The 13,839-nt window shown below is 34.5% G+C and carries 14 protein-coding genes; 8 read left to right on the top strand and 6 right to left on the bottom strand.

Annotation, left to right across the window (positions count from 1 at the left end; all coding sequences use genetic code 11):
* Nucleotides 1-11: 11 nt before the first annotated feature.
* Nucleotides 12-1,322, bottom strand: a complete 1,311-nt coding sequence (locus BUA89_RS02735; protein WP_072953087.1) for a TolC family protein — start codon at nt 1,320-1,322, stop codon at nt 12-14.
* 89 nt (nt 1,323-1,411) lie between these two features.
* Nucleotides 1,412-2,257 carry a helix-turn-helix domain-containing protein gene (locus tag BUA89_RS02730; RefSeq protein ID WP_072953086.1) on the bottom strand — a complete coding sequence of 282 codons (846 nt, stop codon included), beginning with the start codon at nt 2,255-2,257 and terminating at the stop codon, nt 1,412-1,414.
* Nucleotides 2,258-2,327: 70 nt separating this feature from the next.
* Between BUA89_RS02730 and BUA89_RS02725 the strand changes: the two genes are divergently transcribed.
* Nucleotides 2,328-2,801: an Mpo1 family 2-hydroxy fatty acid dioxygenase gene (locus BUA89_RS02725; protein ID WP_072953085.1), complete on the top strand. Its 474-nt coding sequence runs from the start codon at nt 2,328-2,330 to the stop codon at nt 2,799-2,801.
* Between the two features lie 89 nt (nt 2,802-2,890).
* Here BUA89_RS02725 and BUA89_RS02720 read toward each other — a convergent pair whose 3' ends face one another.
* Nucleotides 2,891-3,958, bottom strand: coding sequence for a DUF2891 domain-containing protein (locus tag BUA89_RS02720; RefSeq protein ID WP_072953084.1), 1,068 nt, complete (start codon nt 3,956-3,958; stop codon nt 2,891-2,893).
* 144 nt (nt 3,959-4,102) lie between these two features.
* Between BUA89_RS02720 and BUA89_RS02715 the strand changes: the two genes are divergently transcribed.
* Together BUA89_RS02715 and BUA89_RS02710 are read left to right on the top strand one after the other, a co-directional pair.
* Nucleotides 4,103-4,990, top strand: a complete 888-nt coding sequence (locus BUA89_RS02715; RefSeq protein WP_072953083.1) for a DUF4349 domain-containing protein — start codon at nt 4,103-4,105, stop codon at nt 4,988-4,990.
* A gap of 109 nt (nt 4,991-5,099) precedes the next feature.
* Nucleotides 5,100-5,477 carry a GxxExxY protein gene (locus tag BUA89_RS02710; RefSeq protein ID WP_072953082.1) on the top strand — a complete coding sequence of 126 codons (378 nt, stop codon included), beginning with the start codon at nt 5,100-5,102 and terminating at the stop codon, nt 5,475-5,477.
* 110 nt (nt 5,478-5,587) lie between these two features.
* Here the strand turns inward: BUA89_RS02710 and BUA89_RS02705 are convergent, their stop codons facing one another.
* From BUA89_RS02705 to dnaA, 3 genes are all read right to left on the bottom strand, one after another.
* Nucleotides 5,588-6,286 (bottom strand): SAM-dependent methyltransferase, encoded by a 699-nt coding sequence (locus tag BUA89_RS02705; protein ID WP_072953081.1) that lies wholly within the window; start codon nt 6,284-6,286, stop codon nt 5,588-5,590.
* Nucleotides 6,287-6,339: 53 nt separating this feature from the next.
* Nucleotides 6,340-6,795 carry a low molecular weight protein-tyrosine-phosphatase gene (locus BUA89_RS02700; protein ID WP_072953080.1) on the bottom strand — a complete coding sequence of 152 codons (456 nt, stop codon included), beginning with the start codon at nt 6,793-6,795 and terminating at the stop codon, nt 6,340-6,342.
* A 118-nt stretch (nt 6,796-6,913) separates the two neighbouring features.
* Nucleotides 6,914-8,368 (bottom strand): chromosomal replication initiator protein DnaA, encoded by a 1,455-nt coding sequence (dnaA, locus tag BUA89_RS02695; protein WP_072953079.1) that lies wholly within the window; start codon nt 8,366-8,368, stop codon nt 6,914-6,916.
* A 138-nt stretch (nt 8,369-8,506) separates the two neighbouring features.
* Between dnaA and BUA89_RS02690 the strand changes: the two genes are divergently transcribed.
* The 5 genes from BUA89_RS02690 (at nt 8,507) to BUA89_RS02670 (ending at nt 13,803) form a co-directional block, all read left to right on the top strand.
* The gene (locus BUA89_RS02690) at nt 8,507-8,917 is read left to right on the top strand and encodes an acyl-CoA thioesterase (protein ID WP_072953078.1); all 411 of its coding nucleotides are present in this window, start codon (nt 8,507-8,509) and stop codon (nt 8,915-8,917) included.
* Nucleotides 8,918-9,014: 97 nt separating this feature from the next.
* Nucleotides 9,015-9,863, top strand: coding sequence for a prephenate dehydratase (gene pheA, locus BUA89_RS02685; RefSeq protein WP_072953077.1), 849 nt, complete (start codon nt 9,015-9,017; stop codon nt 9,861-9,863).
* Nucleotides 9,864-10,172: 309 nt separating this feature from the next.
* Entirely contained in the window at nt 10,173-10,913 is a 741-nt protein-coding gene (locus tag BUA89_RS02680; RefSeq protein WP_072953076.1) for a hypothetical protein, read from the top strand.
* A 131-nt stretch (nt 10,914-11,044) separates the two neighbouring features.
* Nucleotides 11,045-13,240 carry a DUF2339 domain-containing protein gene (locus tag BUA89_RS02675; protein WP_072953075.1) on the top strand — a complete coding sequence of 732 codons (2,196 nt, stop codon included), beginning with the start codon at nt 11,045-11,047 and terminating at the stop codon, nt 13,238-13,240.
* Between the two features lie 125 nt (nt 13,241-13,365).
* On the top strand, nt 13,366-13,803 hold the full coding sequence (locus tag BUA89_RS02670; RefSeq protein WP_072953074.1) for a hypothetical protein: 438 nt from the start codon (nt 13,366-13,368) through the stop codon (nt 13,801-13,803).
* The last annotated feature ends 36 nt before the right edge of the window (nt 13,804-13,839 follow it).

The following is a 13,839-nucleotide window of genomic DNA, read 5'->3' as shown; positions in this document are numbered from 1 at the left end:
AGTTTTAAAGATTAAAGAGTTCCCGTAGATTTCAGAAGATTATAATATTGGTACAGCACATTGATTTCTGCGTTGGCGTAATCCAGCTCCGATTGCAGTTTCTGGTTCTGCGCATCAATCATTTCCGCCTGTACTGCCAATTGGTTCAGATATTTAGCTTCGGTAATCTTATAGTTTTCTTCGGCTAATCTTTTAGCATCATTCATGATATCTGCCTGCTGTATAGATTCCTGGTATTTTACATAAGCTGCATTTACAGACATATCAATATTTTGCTGAGTAAGAGTCATCGCATCATGCGCCTGATTTTTCTGCAGCACGCCTAATTTTACTCTTTCTTTTGTTTTAAAAAGGTTATCGATATTATAGCTTAAAGAAACACCGGTCTGCCATCCGCCTCCATACATATCGATTACGGGATTTCTGTTGGTAATCGGTCTTTGTAGGGTATATCCTCCGAAACCTGCTACTGTAGGCATTTTATCTGTCTTTATAATTTCGATATTTTTATCAGCCACATCGATATTTGTTTTGGCAGATTTGATTAAAGGATTACTGTCGTGCGCAAGATTGATATAATAATCCATGCCAATGCCGGAATCTTTAACATCAAGACTTTCAATCGGAATAATCTCTGTATCTGTCGGCAGCCCTAAAGCAATGCTTAGGTTATAATTAAGAATTTTTTTATTATTTGCTAAAGTTAGAATTCCCTGATCCAGGTTTTTAATGGCCAATTCCCCACGAATCACTTCATTTCGGGTAACCATTCCCTGCTGATAGAATTTCTGGATATTTTTTAACCGCTCCTGAGCCAGCTTTTTGTTATTCTGAAAAACTTCTTCTTGATTTAAAATTTTATAGACATCCAGATAATTAGAAATCACCAAAAATTTCACATCCTGCTTATTCTTTTCCAGATCTAAATTTGAAAGCTGTTCGCGAAGTCCCGCCATTTCGATCGACTTGTTAACCAATCCACCTTTAAAGATCAGCTGAGTAGCCTGCACCGCATAAGAACTTCCGTAATGTGGCATCGGGATTGTTGTAGAATTGGAAAAATCTTTATCGATAGCCACTGAATTCCCCAGATAGAACTGGCTCGTAGATGCTGTAATAGTAGGAAGTTTCTGAAGTTTTACCACTTCTGTGTTCTGCTTTGCAATATCGATATTCTGTGCCGACACTTTCAGCTGCTGATGATTTTGCAGTGCAAGTTCGGCAACCTCGTTCGCTGTCAACTGTTTTATTTCTTGTGAAAAAAACAGCGCAGGAAATAATGCTATCACGAGTGATAGTGCTGTTTTTATGTTCTTTACCATTTTACCTTGTTTTACAGGTACAAAGTTATGGCAGTATCAAAATCAATCAAATGTTTGAGAACAGGAAAAAGATGTTCAAATGTAAGATTTCAACTTTCAAACTGATTTCTGTACTGTGTAGGACTTTCGCCTAAATGTTTCTTAAAAAAATGAGAAAATGAGTATTGATCACTAAATCCCAATATTGAAGAAATCTCTGATACTGGCTTATTAGAAGAATTTAAGAGTACTTTTGCCTCATTTAACACAATCAGAGCGATCATCTGGCTTGCAGACATTCCCGTCACTTCTTTAAGGACGGATGATAAATGTCTTGTTGTAATAGACTGTCTTTCGGAATAGAACTCTACGGTACGTTCGTTATGGTAATTTTCAGCAAGATCATTAAGAAAAACAAAAACGATTTCTTCCTGTCTTGACATATGGCTCATCGAATTATAATCCTCTTTAGAAATAATCCCTGCCATCTGATAACAAAAAACAGAAAACAGATGCTCCACCACCTCTTTTTTATAGGTCATTTCAGCCTCAGAATCAAGAATATATTTTAAGAAATTAACGCTTTTCCATACCACCTCCATTTCGTCGGGCTCAAAAGGCACTCCGATATTCATCTGTTGCCTAAAGTAGCGATAGGTAATTAATCTATTGAATTTTAAAGATAAAGCTGAGATAAATTCTCTTTTGTAAGAAACCATCCTGGATTGGAAATCGTCTGTAACGGAGACCATTTCGTACACTGTCTGCGGATCTGTTACCATAAACATATTGGCAGACAATTCAAGATCCCGGAAGTGCTGTTTGAGTTTTATCTTCCCTGTTTTTACAAAAATAAACGCCGGATTATCAGGACGAAACGGCTTATCGACAGCAATTCTCTCGAAAATATTGTGCTGTGTAAAAATTTCAACTCCGAATTTTTCTAAGGCAGACATAGCACAAATGTAAGCAATCTCTTCAGCGATTACAAAAATTTATTATTTTAGTATTTTCCAAAATCTTGCTATGAGAAAGATAGATTTGCTATTCGCTGAGTATGCCGAAAGCCACAGAAACTCCACCAACAAACTGATACACTGGATTTGTGTACCATTGATTTTCTGGACAATTTTAGGGTTTATTTCTCTTATTCCGTCCGGATTAATCGGATTTAGGTATATCGGCGAAATCAGTTATGTAAGTTTAATAGCGATGGCTCTGGTAACTCTGTTTTATCTAAGACTTTCTTTCCTTATCAGTATAATTATGTTGATTATTATGACGATCATGGAAAGCTTTGCCTACGGAATTAACATTCGTTTTGAAGGAAACTCATGGATGGTTTATCTTGGCGTTTTCATTATCACATGGATTTTACAATTCGTGGGACACAAAATTGAAGGCAAAAAACCATCTTTTCTGAAAGACCTGCAATTTCTTCTGGTCGGTCCCATCTGGCTTTTAAGTTTTATTCTTAAAAAACTGGGAATCAAGTATTAAACATTTATTTTAAGGTCGGAAGCTAGATGCGGGAAGAAGGAAGTTTGTACGACGTGCAAAAACCTCTAGCCTCCATCTTCCAGCTTTTTTTAATCTTCTAAGGCGTAGACCGCAAAACTTGCCAGCCAATGATCTCCTCCGTAATTCCCCTGAAATAATAAAGGAAGCCCGTTATTCAAAAACACAGTTGCCGTTTTCTGGAATTCTTTCTTCAAAGGGTGATTATCAGGAAGAGATTTTGCAATTCCTTTCATGCACCATGCTTTGGTGAAGGACAATCCCACCAAATGAACGGTTTGATAATCAGACAAATCACTAACCACAGGAATTTTCTCAATATTCTCTAAGCTTCTTTTTTCGTAGAAATTATTCAGCCAGCTAATGAATTCTTTTTGTGGTAAAACTCTTCGCATCAGATCCGCAATCTCAAGACTTGGCGAAAAGAAATCCGAGCCGTCGGGTTCCAGATAAGCCGGTGTTTTTGTATTGTTTAAATAAAAATATTTCGCCTTTTCGATTAATTGATTTTCAAAAGCTTTGTCGCCTGTTGCTCTCGCCCAATCTAAGGCAAAAACCATCGCAAAAGCAGTGGTGGGATGAACTCCGGTTCTGTTTGGGTACGTTTGCTTAGGTAAATAAGTTTTCCAGGAATTTAAGATTTTATCTGTTAAAGGCTTTAAGTTCTGATGCCATATTTTTGCTTTCGGATGATTCCAGGTTGCGAGCTCTTCATCGAGTTTCAGCAGCCACGCCCAGCCATACGTTCTTTCAAATGTTCCGGTTAACTGATATTTTGTAAAATAATCTGCCTCCGTCTGCAGATTTTCTTCTTTAAATGAATTGTCAAGAACAGCCTCAATGTCTTTTGTAATGGATAAATCAGATTTTGTCTTTAGTAAACGAACCAACATCCAATGCCCATGAACGGAGCTGTGCCAATCGAAACAGCCGTAAAAACTGGGGTGAAGATCTTTAGGGCTTAAAGGAACTTCTCCCGAATTATTAATAATATGCGCCGTTTTATTCGGATATTCCTGACTTATACAGTGAAGCGGTTTTTCGGATAATTTAATCGCTATTTCATCGGTAAGCTTCGGAGTTTCCTGGGCAAACATTACAAACGGAGAAAATACAATAGCTAAAAGACTCTTTTTCATTCAATAAAAATATAAAATAATTTTAAGCATTACTTGCTACAACAAATCATAAATTTCATAATAAATTTTGACAATTATTAAATATATATCATCATATATAAATTTTAAGCACAGTTTTTGATAAGATTCCTCAAACTTTTATTCATGAAAAAAATACTTTTACCATTATTCTGTTTCATTCTTATTAATTGTAAAAAGGGGGAAACACAGGCTGTAAACTCCAGTTTAGTGGATGTTGTTCAGGAAGATAAAGCAATTGCTCTTGACGCAGCAAAATCTGCATCCCCCATTCCTCCCAGCTCTGTTGCCGAAACAGCTTCTAAAAATGAATCTAATTCTACAGATACAACCATTATTTCAAAGAAAATCATCAAGAATGGTAATATGAGAATTCAGGTTGGAGATATTAGGAAAGCTCAGAATCAAATTAATTCCATTATTAAAAACAACCAGGCTTATATTCAAAAAGAAGAGTTTCAAAATACAGATACGGACGACAATTTAGATATCACGATCCGAGTTCCGCACAAAAATTTTGACGCTTTGGTGAATTCATTTTCAGAAGGTGTCGGTTCCGTTTTATCCAAAAATATTTCTTCCGATGATGTAACTGAAGAATATACCGACGTTTCCATAAAATTAGCCAATAAAAAAATATATCTTGAAAAGTACCGTGATATGCTGAAAAGTGCGAAAACCACAAAAGATATGCTTGAAATTCAGGAAAATATACGTGAGCTGGAAGATGAAATTGATGTATCGGAAGGAAGATTACGCTTTATAGATGACAGAGTGAATTACAGCACGCTGAATTTAAGTCTATACAAGGAGAAAGTAAGATCTTCAACCACTTCAAAAATCGGTTTTGGAAGCCGTTTTGGAGATTCCGTTACGGAAGGCTGGAATAGCTTTATAGCTTTCTTTTTGGGTATCATCTCGTTTTGGCCTTTCTTTTTATTAATACCTGTTTTTATTTTTATTTGGAGAAAATGGAGAAATAGGAAGAAAAAATTTAATGAAAATAATGAGTAATATTTTTTATCTCGCAGATTATGCTGATTTCGCAGATTTTAATTCTTAAAAAATATCTGTTGACAGAATTTAATTTTCAGAATTTTTTATTATTTTTCATAAAAAACAAATGAAAGAAAATGAAATTTCTTACATCGTAAGAAAATGTATCTTTAATGTATATAATAAACTTGGTCCAGGTCTTTTAGAAATTGTTTACCAAAGGATTCTAATATATGAATTAGAGGAAAATGGATTAGATATAAAAGCCGAATTAGAACTTCCTGTTATCTATGAAGGCAAAAAATTCGACTTAAATTTTAGAATTGATATTTTAGTTGAAGATAAAGTAATTTTAGAATTGAAATCTGTCAAAAATCTTGAAGATATTCATTTTAAACAATTACATACTTACATAAAACTATCAAATAAAAAACTTGGACTATTAGTGAATTTTAATACCACAAATATTTTGGATGGCATTAAAAGAGTGGCTAATAATTTATAGTTTTTGTTTTTTCTCTCGCAGATTTGACAGATTGTGCAGATTTAAAATTACATCTTATAAAAAGATCTGCGTCATCTTCTAAATCTGCGAGAGAAAATATCATTAAAAAATTATTTTCCCAACACAAATACAGCCGGAATTTTATGCAGTTCCGGTTTTTGTTTTTGCCAGTCTTTTATGGTTTTTGTTTTGATGAATTCGTGTTCGGGATCGTTGATATTGGCGGCAATACAAAGCTTGGTATTGGGCGATAAAAACTTAATTAAATCCTCGAAAAGAGCATTATTTCTATAAGGTGTTTCCATAAAAATCTGAGAATATCCCGTCTTTTGAACCAAATTTTCAAGCTGTACAATCTGCTTTTTCTTTTCTCCCTTATCAATTGGTAAATAGCCGTTGAATGTAAATTCCTGCCCGTTAAAACCACTTGAAATCAATGCTAAAATAATAGATGAAGGCCCTGAAATCGGGATTACACGAATATTTTTCTCATGGCACCATTTCACCATCAGATTCCCGGGATCGGCGATACAAGGAAGTCCGGCTTCAGAAAGCAATCCGAAATCCTGACCATTCAGCATGAGTTGCTGAGCTTCTTTAATATCCGCATTTTCAGTGTATTTATCCAGCAGAAAAAGTTTCAGATCCGACTGTTTTTTTTCGGGCGCAAAAAACTTCACCACTTTTCTGGCTGTTTTTTCATTTTCCACAAAGAAATAATCCGTCTGCATGATATAGTCTTTTATCACTGGTGAAAAATGAGTGATAGAAGTATTTTCTGATAGATAAGCAGGAAGTAAAAAAAGCATTTTGAGTTATGAATTATGAGTTATAAACTATGAAATCTATGATAATAGTCGTATTAATTTTTTATTTTTAATTGAGCAAGAATGGCATCACAACCTTTCTCCAACAGTTGAAATACATTTTCGAAGTCATCCATTCCTCCCCAATACGGATCCGGAACTTCCGCATTTTCATGATCCCCTAAAACTTCAAGAAATAATGAAACTTTATGTCTTTGTTCTTCGTTTTTGGTTTTTGAAACTACATCTGCCAATACATCAACATCCATACAATAGATTTTGTCAAAGTTTTCAAAATCAGCTTTGGTAATCGGCCTTGATCTCTGTTTTGAGATATCAATCCCATGATTGGCTGCCGTCTTAATTGCTCTTTTATCAGGATGCTCACCTTCGTGTATGGAAATGGTTCCGGCAGAATCAATGAAAAAACTTTCAGGAACTTTTGTCTTCATGATTCCCTCAGCCAAAGGGCTTCTGCATATATTTCCGAGGCAGACCATCAGTATTTTCATAACGTTTGACTATAAAATTAATTAAGGTTTGATACCTTCATTTGAATCAACAAAACTAAATAAAAAATGAAGAATAAAAATTATTCTCCACTTTTTGATCTTTAAATTAAATTATTTCTTATTGTCTGATTCTTTCGCCCAGCTCTTTCACATATTTCTTAACTTCCTTATCGATCTTGGAAACATCTTTAATCGTATCACAAGCATACATCACCGTAGAGTGGTCTTTTCCGCCCATTTCCGCACCGATTTTGGTGAAAGTGGAATTAGTAAGCTCTTTTGCAAAATACATTGCCAATTGTCTCGGAAGAGCGATCTCCCTTTTTCTTGTTTTTGATAAAAGCTGCTCTTTCTTGATCCCGAAATAATCGCAAACCACATCCTGAATATAAGGAATATTGATAACTTTCTTCTGCGTTGCAGCGATTTTGCTGATTGTTTCTTTTAATAAGTCAAGGCTTAAATCTGTTTTATAAACTGTAGAATAAGCAATTACTGAGTTGATGATCCCGATAAGCTCTCTTACATTGGTTTTTGCCTCAGCCGCTAAGAAATCAAGCATATCATCCGGAAGAATAATTCCGTCTCTGCTTAGTTTATCAATGATAATTCTTTTGCGGGTAGAGATATCCGGAGATTTGATTTCTGCAGAAAGCCCCCACTTGAAACGCGAAACAATCCTGTCCTGAATATCCATAATATCAGCCGGAGCCTTATCTGAAGTAAGGATGATCTGTTTCCCGTTTTGATGCAAATGATCAAAGATATGGAAGAAGCTGTCCTGAGTCGCGGATTTTCCTGAAAGGAACTGAATATCATCGATGATTAAAACATCCACCATCTGATAGAAATTCGCAAATTCGGTCTGCTTATGAGCTTTTGCCGCCGATATAAACTGCTGAATGAATTTTTCAGAAGAAAGATAAAGAACTACTTTATCCGGAAACTGATTTTTCACTTCCAGACCTACGGCCTGGCCAAGGTGAGTTTTTCCTACACCGTATCCACCGTACAAAAATAATGGATTGAAAGCCGTAGCACCAGGTCTTTTTGCAATAGATCTTGCCACAGTAGCCGCAAATTTATTGCTTTCACCTTCTATATAATTATCAAAAGAGAAGTCTGACTTCAGGTTGGAATCAATATTTACTTTCTTAATTCCCGGAACCACAAATGGGTTTACGATATTAGCAGAGAAACCTTGAGGCATTGTTTCCTGTACCTTTGGAGTAGGAACAGATTTCCCTTTCATATTCATTGTAACAGGTTTTTCAAATCCTGTCGGTTTATTTTCCATTACGGAATACCATAACTTCACACCTTTTCCTATGTTTTTCTTCAGGGCAGCAGAAAGCAAGGACAGGTAATTGTCCTCAATATATTCCTTGTAAAAATCGCTCGGAACTATCAGCGTAAGGTTATTATCAACCAACGAAAGTGGCTGCACCTTATCAAATAGTAAGTCGAAAGATTTTTCAAGCTTTTTCAGATCAGAACTGTCTTCAGCAGCGTTGAGATTATCGCGCATGAACTGAAGGCATTTCTGCCATATCATCATTAAATTTTCATCCATAAATATGCCCCGATTAATTCTTTTGTTAGTACCCGTTTTTAGGAGGATGACAAAGGTCTCATTTTTTTATTTTAAAAAAAAATATTGCGGTTATTGATTATTTAAAAATATATTTGTATGTATAATTAAGCAGTAAAAATGATACACACAACACACTCGTTAAGAGTACGTTACGGAGAAACAGACCCTATGAAATATGTTTATTACGGGAACTATGCAGAGTATTTTGAAATTGGCAGAGTAGAGCTTTTCCGAAGCATAGGAATGTCCTATAATGAGATTGAAAATCAAGGAATTTGGTTACCGGTTTCGGAGTATAAAATTAAATATTTAAGACCTGCTTTTTATGACGAAAAATTAGAAATCCATACGTACATTAAAAAAATTCCGGGAGTAAAAATTGAGTTCGAATATGAAATTTTTAACGAAGAAAATATAAAAATTACAGAAGCTTCCACTACTCTTTTCTTTTTGGATGCTCAAAGCCGTAAGGTTATAAAGTGTCCGGATTACCTAATGGAACTGATTGAAAAGAACTGGAAAGACTAAAATCCGTATCTTTAAACTAGATTTAATAGACAAACTGTTAATTTGCCTTCTCAATACTTCCTATTGAGTTCACAATAATTTTTAAAATTCCACTATAATGAAGATTGCATTCTTGGGTCCGCATGCCAGTTTTACCCAATTAGCCGCTGCCCAGCTTTTCCCTGATGAAGAACTTTTGCCACAGGTAAATATTTTAGATTGTTTTATTGCTGTTGAAAACGGATCTGTGGATATGGCCGTAGTTCCTTTGGAGAATTCTATTGAAGGAACCGTTTCCATGACGCTAGACTATCTCTATAAAACTCCGGATATTAAAATTATGGCTGAAGCTGTAATGCCTATTGCGCATCATCTAATGGTGCATCCCCATTGTGTGGTTGAAAAAATAGAGAAAATTTATTCCCACCCTCAGGCTTTAGCACAGAGTTTCCATTTTTTAGATACGAATTATAGAAATGTGATCAAACAAGACTACTCTTCTACCGCTGCCGCTGCAAAACATGTTTCAGAGAATCCCGACCGTAATCTTGCAGCTGTTGCCAATACATTTGCTGCCAACCTATATAACCTGAAAATTATAGAACGAAATATTCAAGATTTTGAGCAGAACCACACGCGGTTTATTGTTATTTCTAAACAAAGCCATGATTATTCCCATAAAAATCTCACTCTGTTGGGTAAAAAATCTGGATTGCTGATCACCCTTCCCGAAGATCACGCCGGTGGGCTTCATCAGGTACTTTCTGTTTTTGCATGGCGTAAGATGAATTTAAGTAAAATAGAATCCAGAACCTTAAAAACAGGGCTTGGAAAATACTTCTTTTTTATTAATGTGGTAGGAAAATGGGAATCAACAGTACAATATAATGCATTGGAAGAGCTAAAAACACTCCAGATAAAGGTCGATTTTTTAGGAAATTATAGCGAATTTCTTCTCAACAGTTAAAAAAAGTTACCAGAATTTTTTAGTTAAAAGATTTAGCACAAAAAAATCGAATTAATTTTCCTTAAAATAACAGTAATAATAAATTCAATATCACAAAAGTGTGATTTATAGATTTTTAGCCAATTTTACAATAAAAACCGTTGTTTTTTCTCTGATGCGAAAAAGTGGAGTTTTTATGAAATTCACATAATTTAATACGATATGTTTAAAAATATTTAACAATAATTCTTTATTCCGCACGATTTTTGATGTATATTTACTGAAACTAACTGAGAATAAACCATTAACTAAATTTAAATTTTTTTAAGCATGAAAACTAAAATTTGTAGCACACTTTTAGCTATTATGGCCATCCCACTTTTTGCCCAATCCGGAAGGATTGGTATCAACACCCCAAATCCGCAGGCCAACTTAGACATCAACGGAACCTTAAAGATCAGACAGACGCCTGTTGCTCCTGCAATACCTGGTTATCAGATTCTTGCCGTAAATCAAAATACAGGAGGAGACTTTCAGGTAGCACAGGTAGACCCTCAGCTTGTTGCTAACCTTGCCTATAATGTGGGTGTAAACAGTTCTGTTACCAAAGTAACTGCAACGGGCACAGGAAACCTGTTAGGATTAACCTTAACCAATGGCTATCAGCCCATTGATTTCCCGGCAGCAACGATTGGATCTGCAAACTTTAACGCAACGACAAACACCTATACTGTACCTTCAACCGGTCTATACGCTATTAGATATTCCTATAGATATGGGGACGGTGTACAGCTAAGATTATTATCCCTTACCGGAGGCAACCCAAGAATCGGAATTTTCAACGGGACTACCTTACTGGATGAGAGCGTATTTAGTGGTGCAAACGTAAACTTATTAGGTGTTTTAGGAGTATTAAGTTTAATCGTGAGTGAAACATCAATTGATTCCATTTATCAGCTTACCGCTGGTAGCCAGTTAACCTTTCAGGCCAACCAGAGTGGAATTAACTTAGACTTGCTTACCAATGGAAGTATTACAACTTCTGTTGTTATTTACAAAATCTCAAACTAAGAATATTAACTTTACAGCAGAACAGTGCTTACTGCTAAAATAATCCGTTATACTCATGTATGATGGATTATTTTTTTTACATATTCAAAAAAAATATTTAGTTATATTTGATATACCCAAAAACAAAAATAATGTATCCGCTGATCATTGTAATAATTGTCCTTATTGTTATTCTTTTCATTTATCTGAACAATAAGATCAGCAGATTGGAAAAGGAAATCTCTGACCTTAATAAGAAAATACTTGGTAAAAACACCATCCAAGAAATTCATGAAAAGCTTCCTATGAAAGCTACTCAGCAATTTTCCCAAGAAAGCAGTACAGTAAAAAAGTCTCAAATTGCTTACAATAATACAAATGATACACAAAAAGACTGGCTGACCCCGGCTTTTAGTTTCTTACAGCAGAATGCCTTAACAATTATAGGAATTTTCACATTGGTTTTGGGAATTGGTTATTTTGTAAAATATGCTATTGATAAAAATTGGATCGGTGAACCTTTAAGAGTTGGAATTGGTTTTATTACCGGAGTCGTTATCATTACAACCGGACATTTTCTCAGAAAAAATTATTCTTCTTTTGCTTCCGTTATTACAGGGGGTGGAATTGCAGTTTTATACTTTACGATTACCATAGCATTTCGGGAATACCATCTCTTTTCGCAGAATATTGCGTTTTCCCTAACCTGTTTAATTACCTTGATTGCTATATTTCTGTCCTACTATTATAACAACAAAATTTTAATCATCTTTTCATTATTCGGCGGTTTTTTAGCTCCTTTTATGATCAGTACAGGACAAAGCAACTATCTATTTCTTTTTACTTATCTAAGTGTTTTAAATATCGGAATGCTGGCTTTGTTCTTTCTTAAAAACTGGAAAAGCGTAGGCTGGATTGCTTTTATTTTTACCCATATTTATCTTTTTTACTGGACGATTGAAAAAACAGACATTCTGAATATTTATTTTTATATTATTAATTATATTATTTTCTACTCTTTTGCTTTAAAAAATTATTTCAAAACAGGAACTTTACTTTCGTCTGATATTTTAATGCTTGTATTAAGCAACCTGCTGGGTATCGTAGGGTCGGTATATATTTTCAGCACTTTAGGGTATGAACCGGTAGTGATCTTCCCTATCGGATTTGCAACAGTAAATGCTTTATTGTTTTACAAAGAATATTCAAAAACTCATTTTGGGATTAATTATTCTGTTTTTGCAGGCATTACGATAAGCCTTATTACAATTGCTTTTGCTTTACAGTTTAAAACTCATTTAATAACAAGCGTCTGGGCCGTCGAAGCAACTTTGATTTTATTTATCTGGAAAAAAACCAGCCACAAGATTTTCAAGATATGCTTCTATCTGTTGCTTCCTCTGGTAATTATTGCACAACTGATCACCTGGGCGCAATATACCGAACTAAAAAATCTGTCTATTGTTTTCAATCCTATATTTCTCACGAGCTCCGTTACGGCGGTTACTATTTTTATCAATTTAATGCTGTTAAGAAAACTTCCCGACAATCAAAAAAGCAACAGTTTTTTCGAAAACATATTTTCAGTAATCAGTTACGGGATAATTTATCTGGCGGTTTTATTGGAGATCATCTATCATATTTCAGAACAACCCTGGATTGTTATTTTCAGTATTGCCGTTCTTTTTACACTGTATTATATTTCCGGGATCATATTATTCAGAAAGAAGCTTGACATTAATCCGATATTGGAAGTAGCGATTATTTATGTATTCTTAGGATTGGTAATCATCGATGTTTTAGTTTCAGGCTCAGGAATTATTTCTAATTTTCTGAAGAAAGAAATCCGTCTTACCTTTTATTATTTATACCTGTTATATTTAATTCCTTTTTTGTATTTAACTGTAAGAATGTTGTCCAAAACAGAGTTTTTCAAGAGAAAAATTTCCTATTGGTACTTAGCTTTTGCGGTTGTAGTTTTCGTAAGCGGTGAAGTTTACCATTGTTATATTTTGCTGAATACTGATATCATTTCCGAAATCCCAATATTAAGAAAGCACTTCAGCCTACTCTATCTGCCGATTATCTGGACGATTCTTGCCTCTTTATTAATCTATAAAGGCATCAAAAACAATCTTGCAGAATACAATAAAATCGGTTTTGTATTGATTGGTGTTATGATTATTAAATTATATGCATACGACGTTTGGGAGATGGATAATATTTCAAGAATTACTGCATTCATTATTTTAGGCATTATCTTGCTTATCAGCTCCTTCTTATTTCAGCGGTTGAAAAAAATTATCCAAACGATGGTTGAAAACAAAGACGAAAAAGAGAATCTCTAAAGTCAAAATCGCAACAAATTCATAAAACAATCATTATTATTAAAATTATTGCAAAAATTTCTTCGGATTTTATAAAAAATAACTATATTTATCAAGTTTTTAACAGTCACTTATTCCTAAACATTATGAAAAAATTATTCTACTCTTTTTTACTTTTATCTTCTGTAACTCTATTTGCTCAGAAGAATACAGCTACAAGATTTGCAGTTGCCAATGATATTGTTGGAACAGTAGATATGTTTACCAGCAATCATAAAGGATCAATCCAAAGTACGCAGACCTACAAAACAGCTGCCAGCCTTCCGCAAAACCTTAAAAAATTCAATTATATTGCAGATAACGGATTAGTAGAATACAAACTGAAGAAAGGTCACGACAATATCGACAGAGTTGCGGTATTTGAGGTTTTGGCTCAGTTCGGTTTGCCAGAAGGCAGTTCTGTGCTTATTGACGGGTATGAATTTACTGATCCTAAAACTTTGCTTTTCGGAGATATCCTCAATCACATGAAAACCATTGATTACAACGGTAAAAAAGCTGTATCGATCACAACAAAACAATAATTTCTTAGACCATATTTAGATGAAAAGGATACTCAA

Origin of the sequence: Chryseobacterium arachidis, assembly GCF_900129245.1 — a bacterium.
Taxonomy (GTDB): domain Bacteria; phylum Bacteroidota; class Bacteroidia; order Flavobacteriales; family Weeksellaceae; genus Chryseobacterium; species Chryseobacterium arachidis.
The sequence above is the reverse complement of the archived record's forward strand: the minus strand, read 5'-3'. Positions and strand labels throughout refer to the sequence as shown.

What these genes read in the sequence shown, in the direction of transcription:
- BUA89_RS02705 (WP_072953081.1), bottom strand. Translation starts at nt 6,286, where the DNA reads ATGCTTTTTTTACTTCCTGCTTATCTATCAGAAAATACTTCTATCACT.
- BUA89_RS02675 (WP_072953075.1), top strand. Translation starts at nt 11,045, where the DNA reads ATGTATCCGCTGATCATTGTAATAATTGTCCTTATTGTTATTCTTTTC.
- BUA89_RS02680 (WP_072953076.1), top strand. Translation starts at nt 10,173, where the DNA reads ATGAAAACTAAAATTTGTAGCACACTTTTAGCTATTATGGCCATCCCA.
- BUA89_RS02725 (WP_072953085.1), top strand. Translation starts at nt 2,328, where the DNA reads ATGAGAAAGATAGATTTGCTATTCGCTGAGTATGCCGAAAGCCACAGA.
- BUA89_RS02735 (WP_072953087.1), bottom strand. Translation starts at nt 1,322, where the DNA reads ATGGTAAAGAACATAAAAACAGCACTATCACTCGTGATAGCATTATTT.
- BUA89_RS02690 (WP_072953078.1), top strand. Translation starts at nt 8,507, where the DNA reads ATGATACACACAACACACTCGTTAAGAGTACGTTACGGAGAAACAGAC.
- BUA89_RS02715 (WP_072953083.1), top strand. Translation starts at nt 4,103, where the DNA reads ATGAAAAAAATACTTTTACCATTATTCTGTTTCATTCTTATTAATTGT.
- dnaA (WP_072953079.1), bottom strand. Translation starts at nt 8,368, where the DNA reads ATGGATGAAAATTTAATGATGATATGGCAGAAATGCCTTCAGTTCATG.
- BUA89_RS02710 (WP_072953082.1), top strand. Translation starts at nt 5,100, where the DNA reads ATGAAAGAAAATGAAATTTCTTACATCGTAAGAAAATGTATCTTTAAT.
- BUA89_RS02670 (WP_072953074.1), top strand. Translation starts at nt 13,366, where the DNA reads ATGAAAAAATTATTCTACTCTTTTTTACTTTTATCTTCTGTAACTCTA.
- pheA (WP_072953077.1), top strand. Translation starts at nt 9,015, where the DNA reads ATGAAGATTGCATTCTTGGGTCCGCATGCCAGTTTTACCCAATTAGCC.
- BUA89_RS02720 (WP_072953084.1), bottom strand. Translation starts at nt 3,958, where the DNA reads ATGAAAAAGAGTCTTTTAGCTATTGTATTTTCTCCGTTTGTAATGTTT.
- BUA89_RS02730 (WP_072953086.1), bottom strand. Translation starts at nt 2,257, where the DNA reads ATGTCTGCCTTAGAAAAATTCGGAGTTGAAATTTTTACACAGCACAAT.
- BUA89_RS02700 (WP_072953080.1), bottom strand. Translation starts at nt 6,795, where the DNA reads ATGAAAATACTGATGGTCTGCCTCGGAAATATATGCAGAAGCCCTTTG.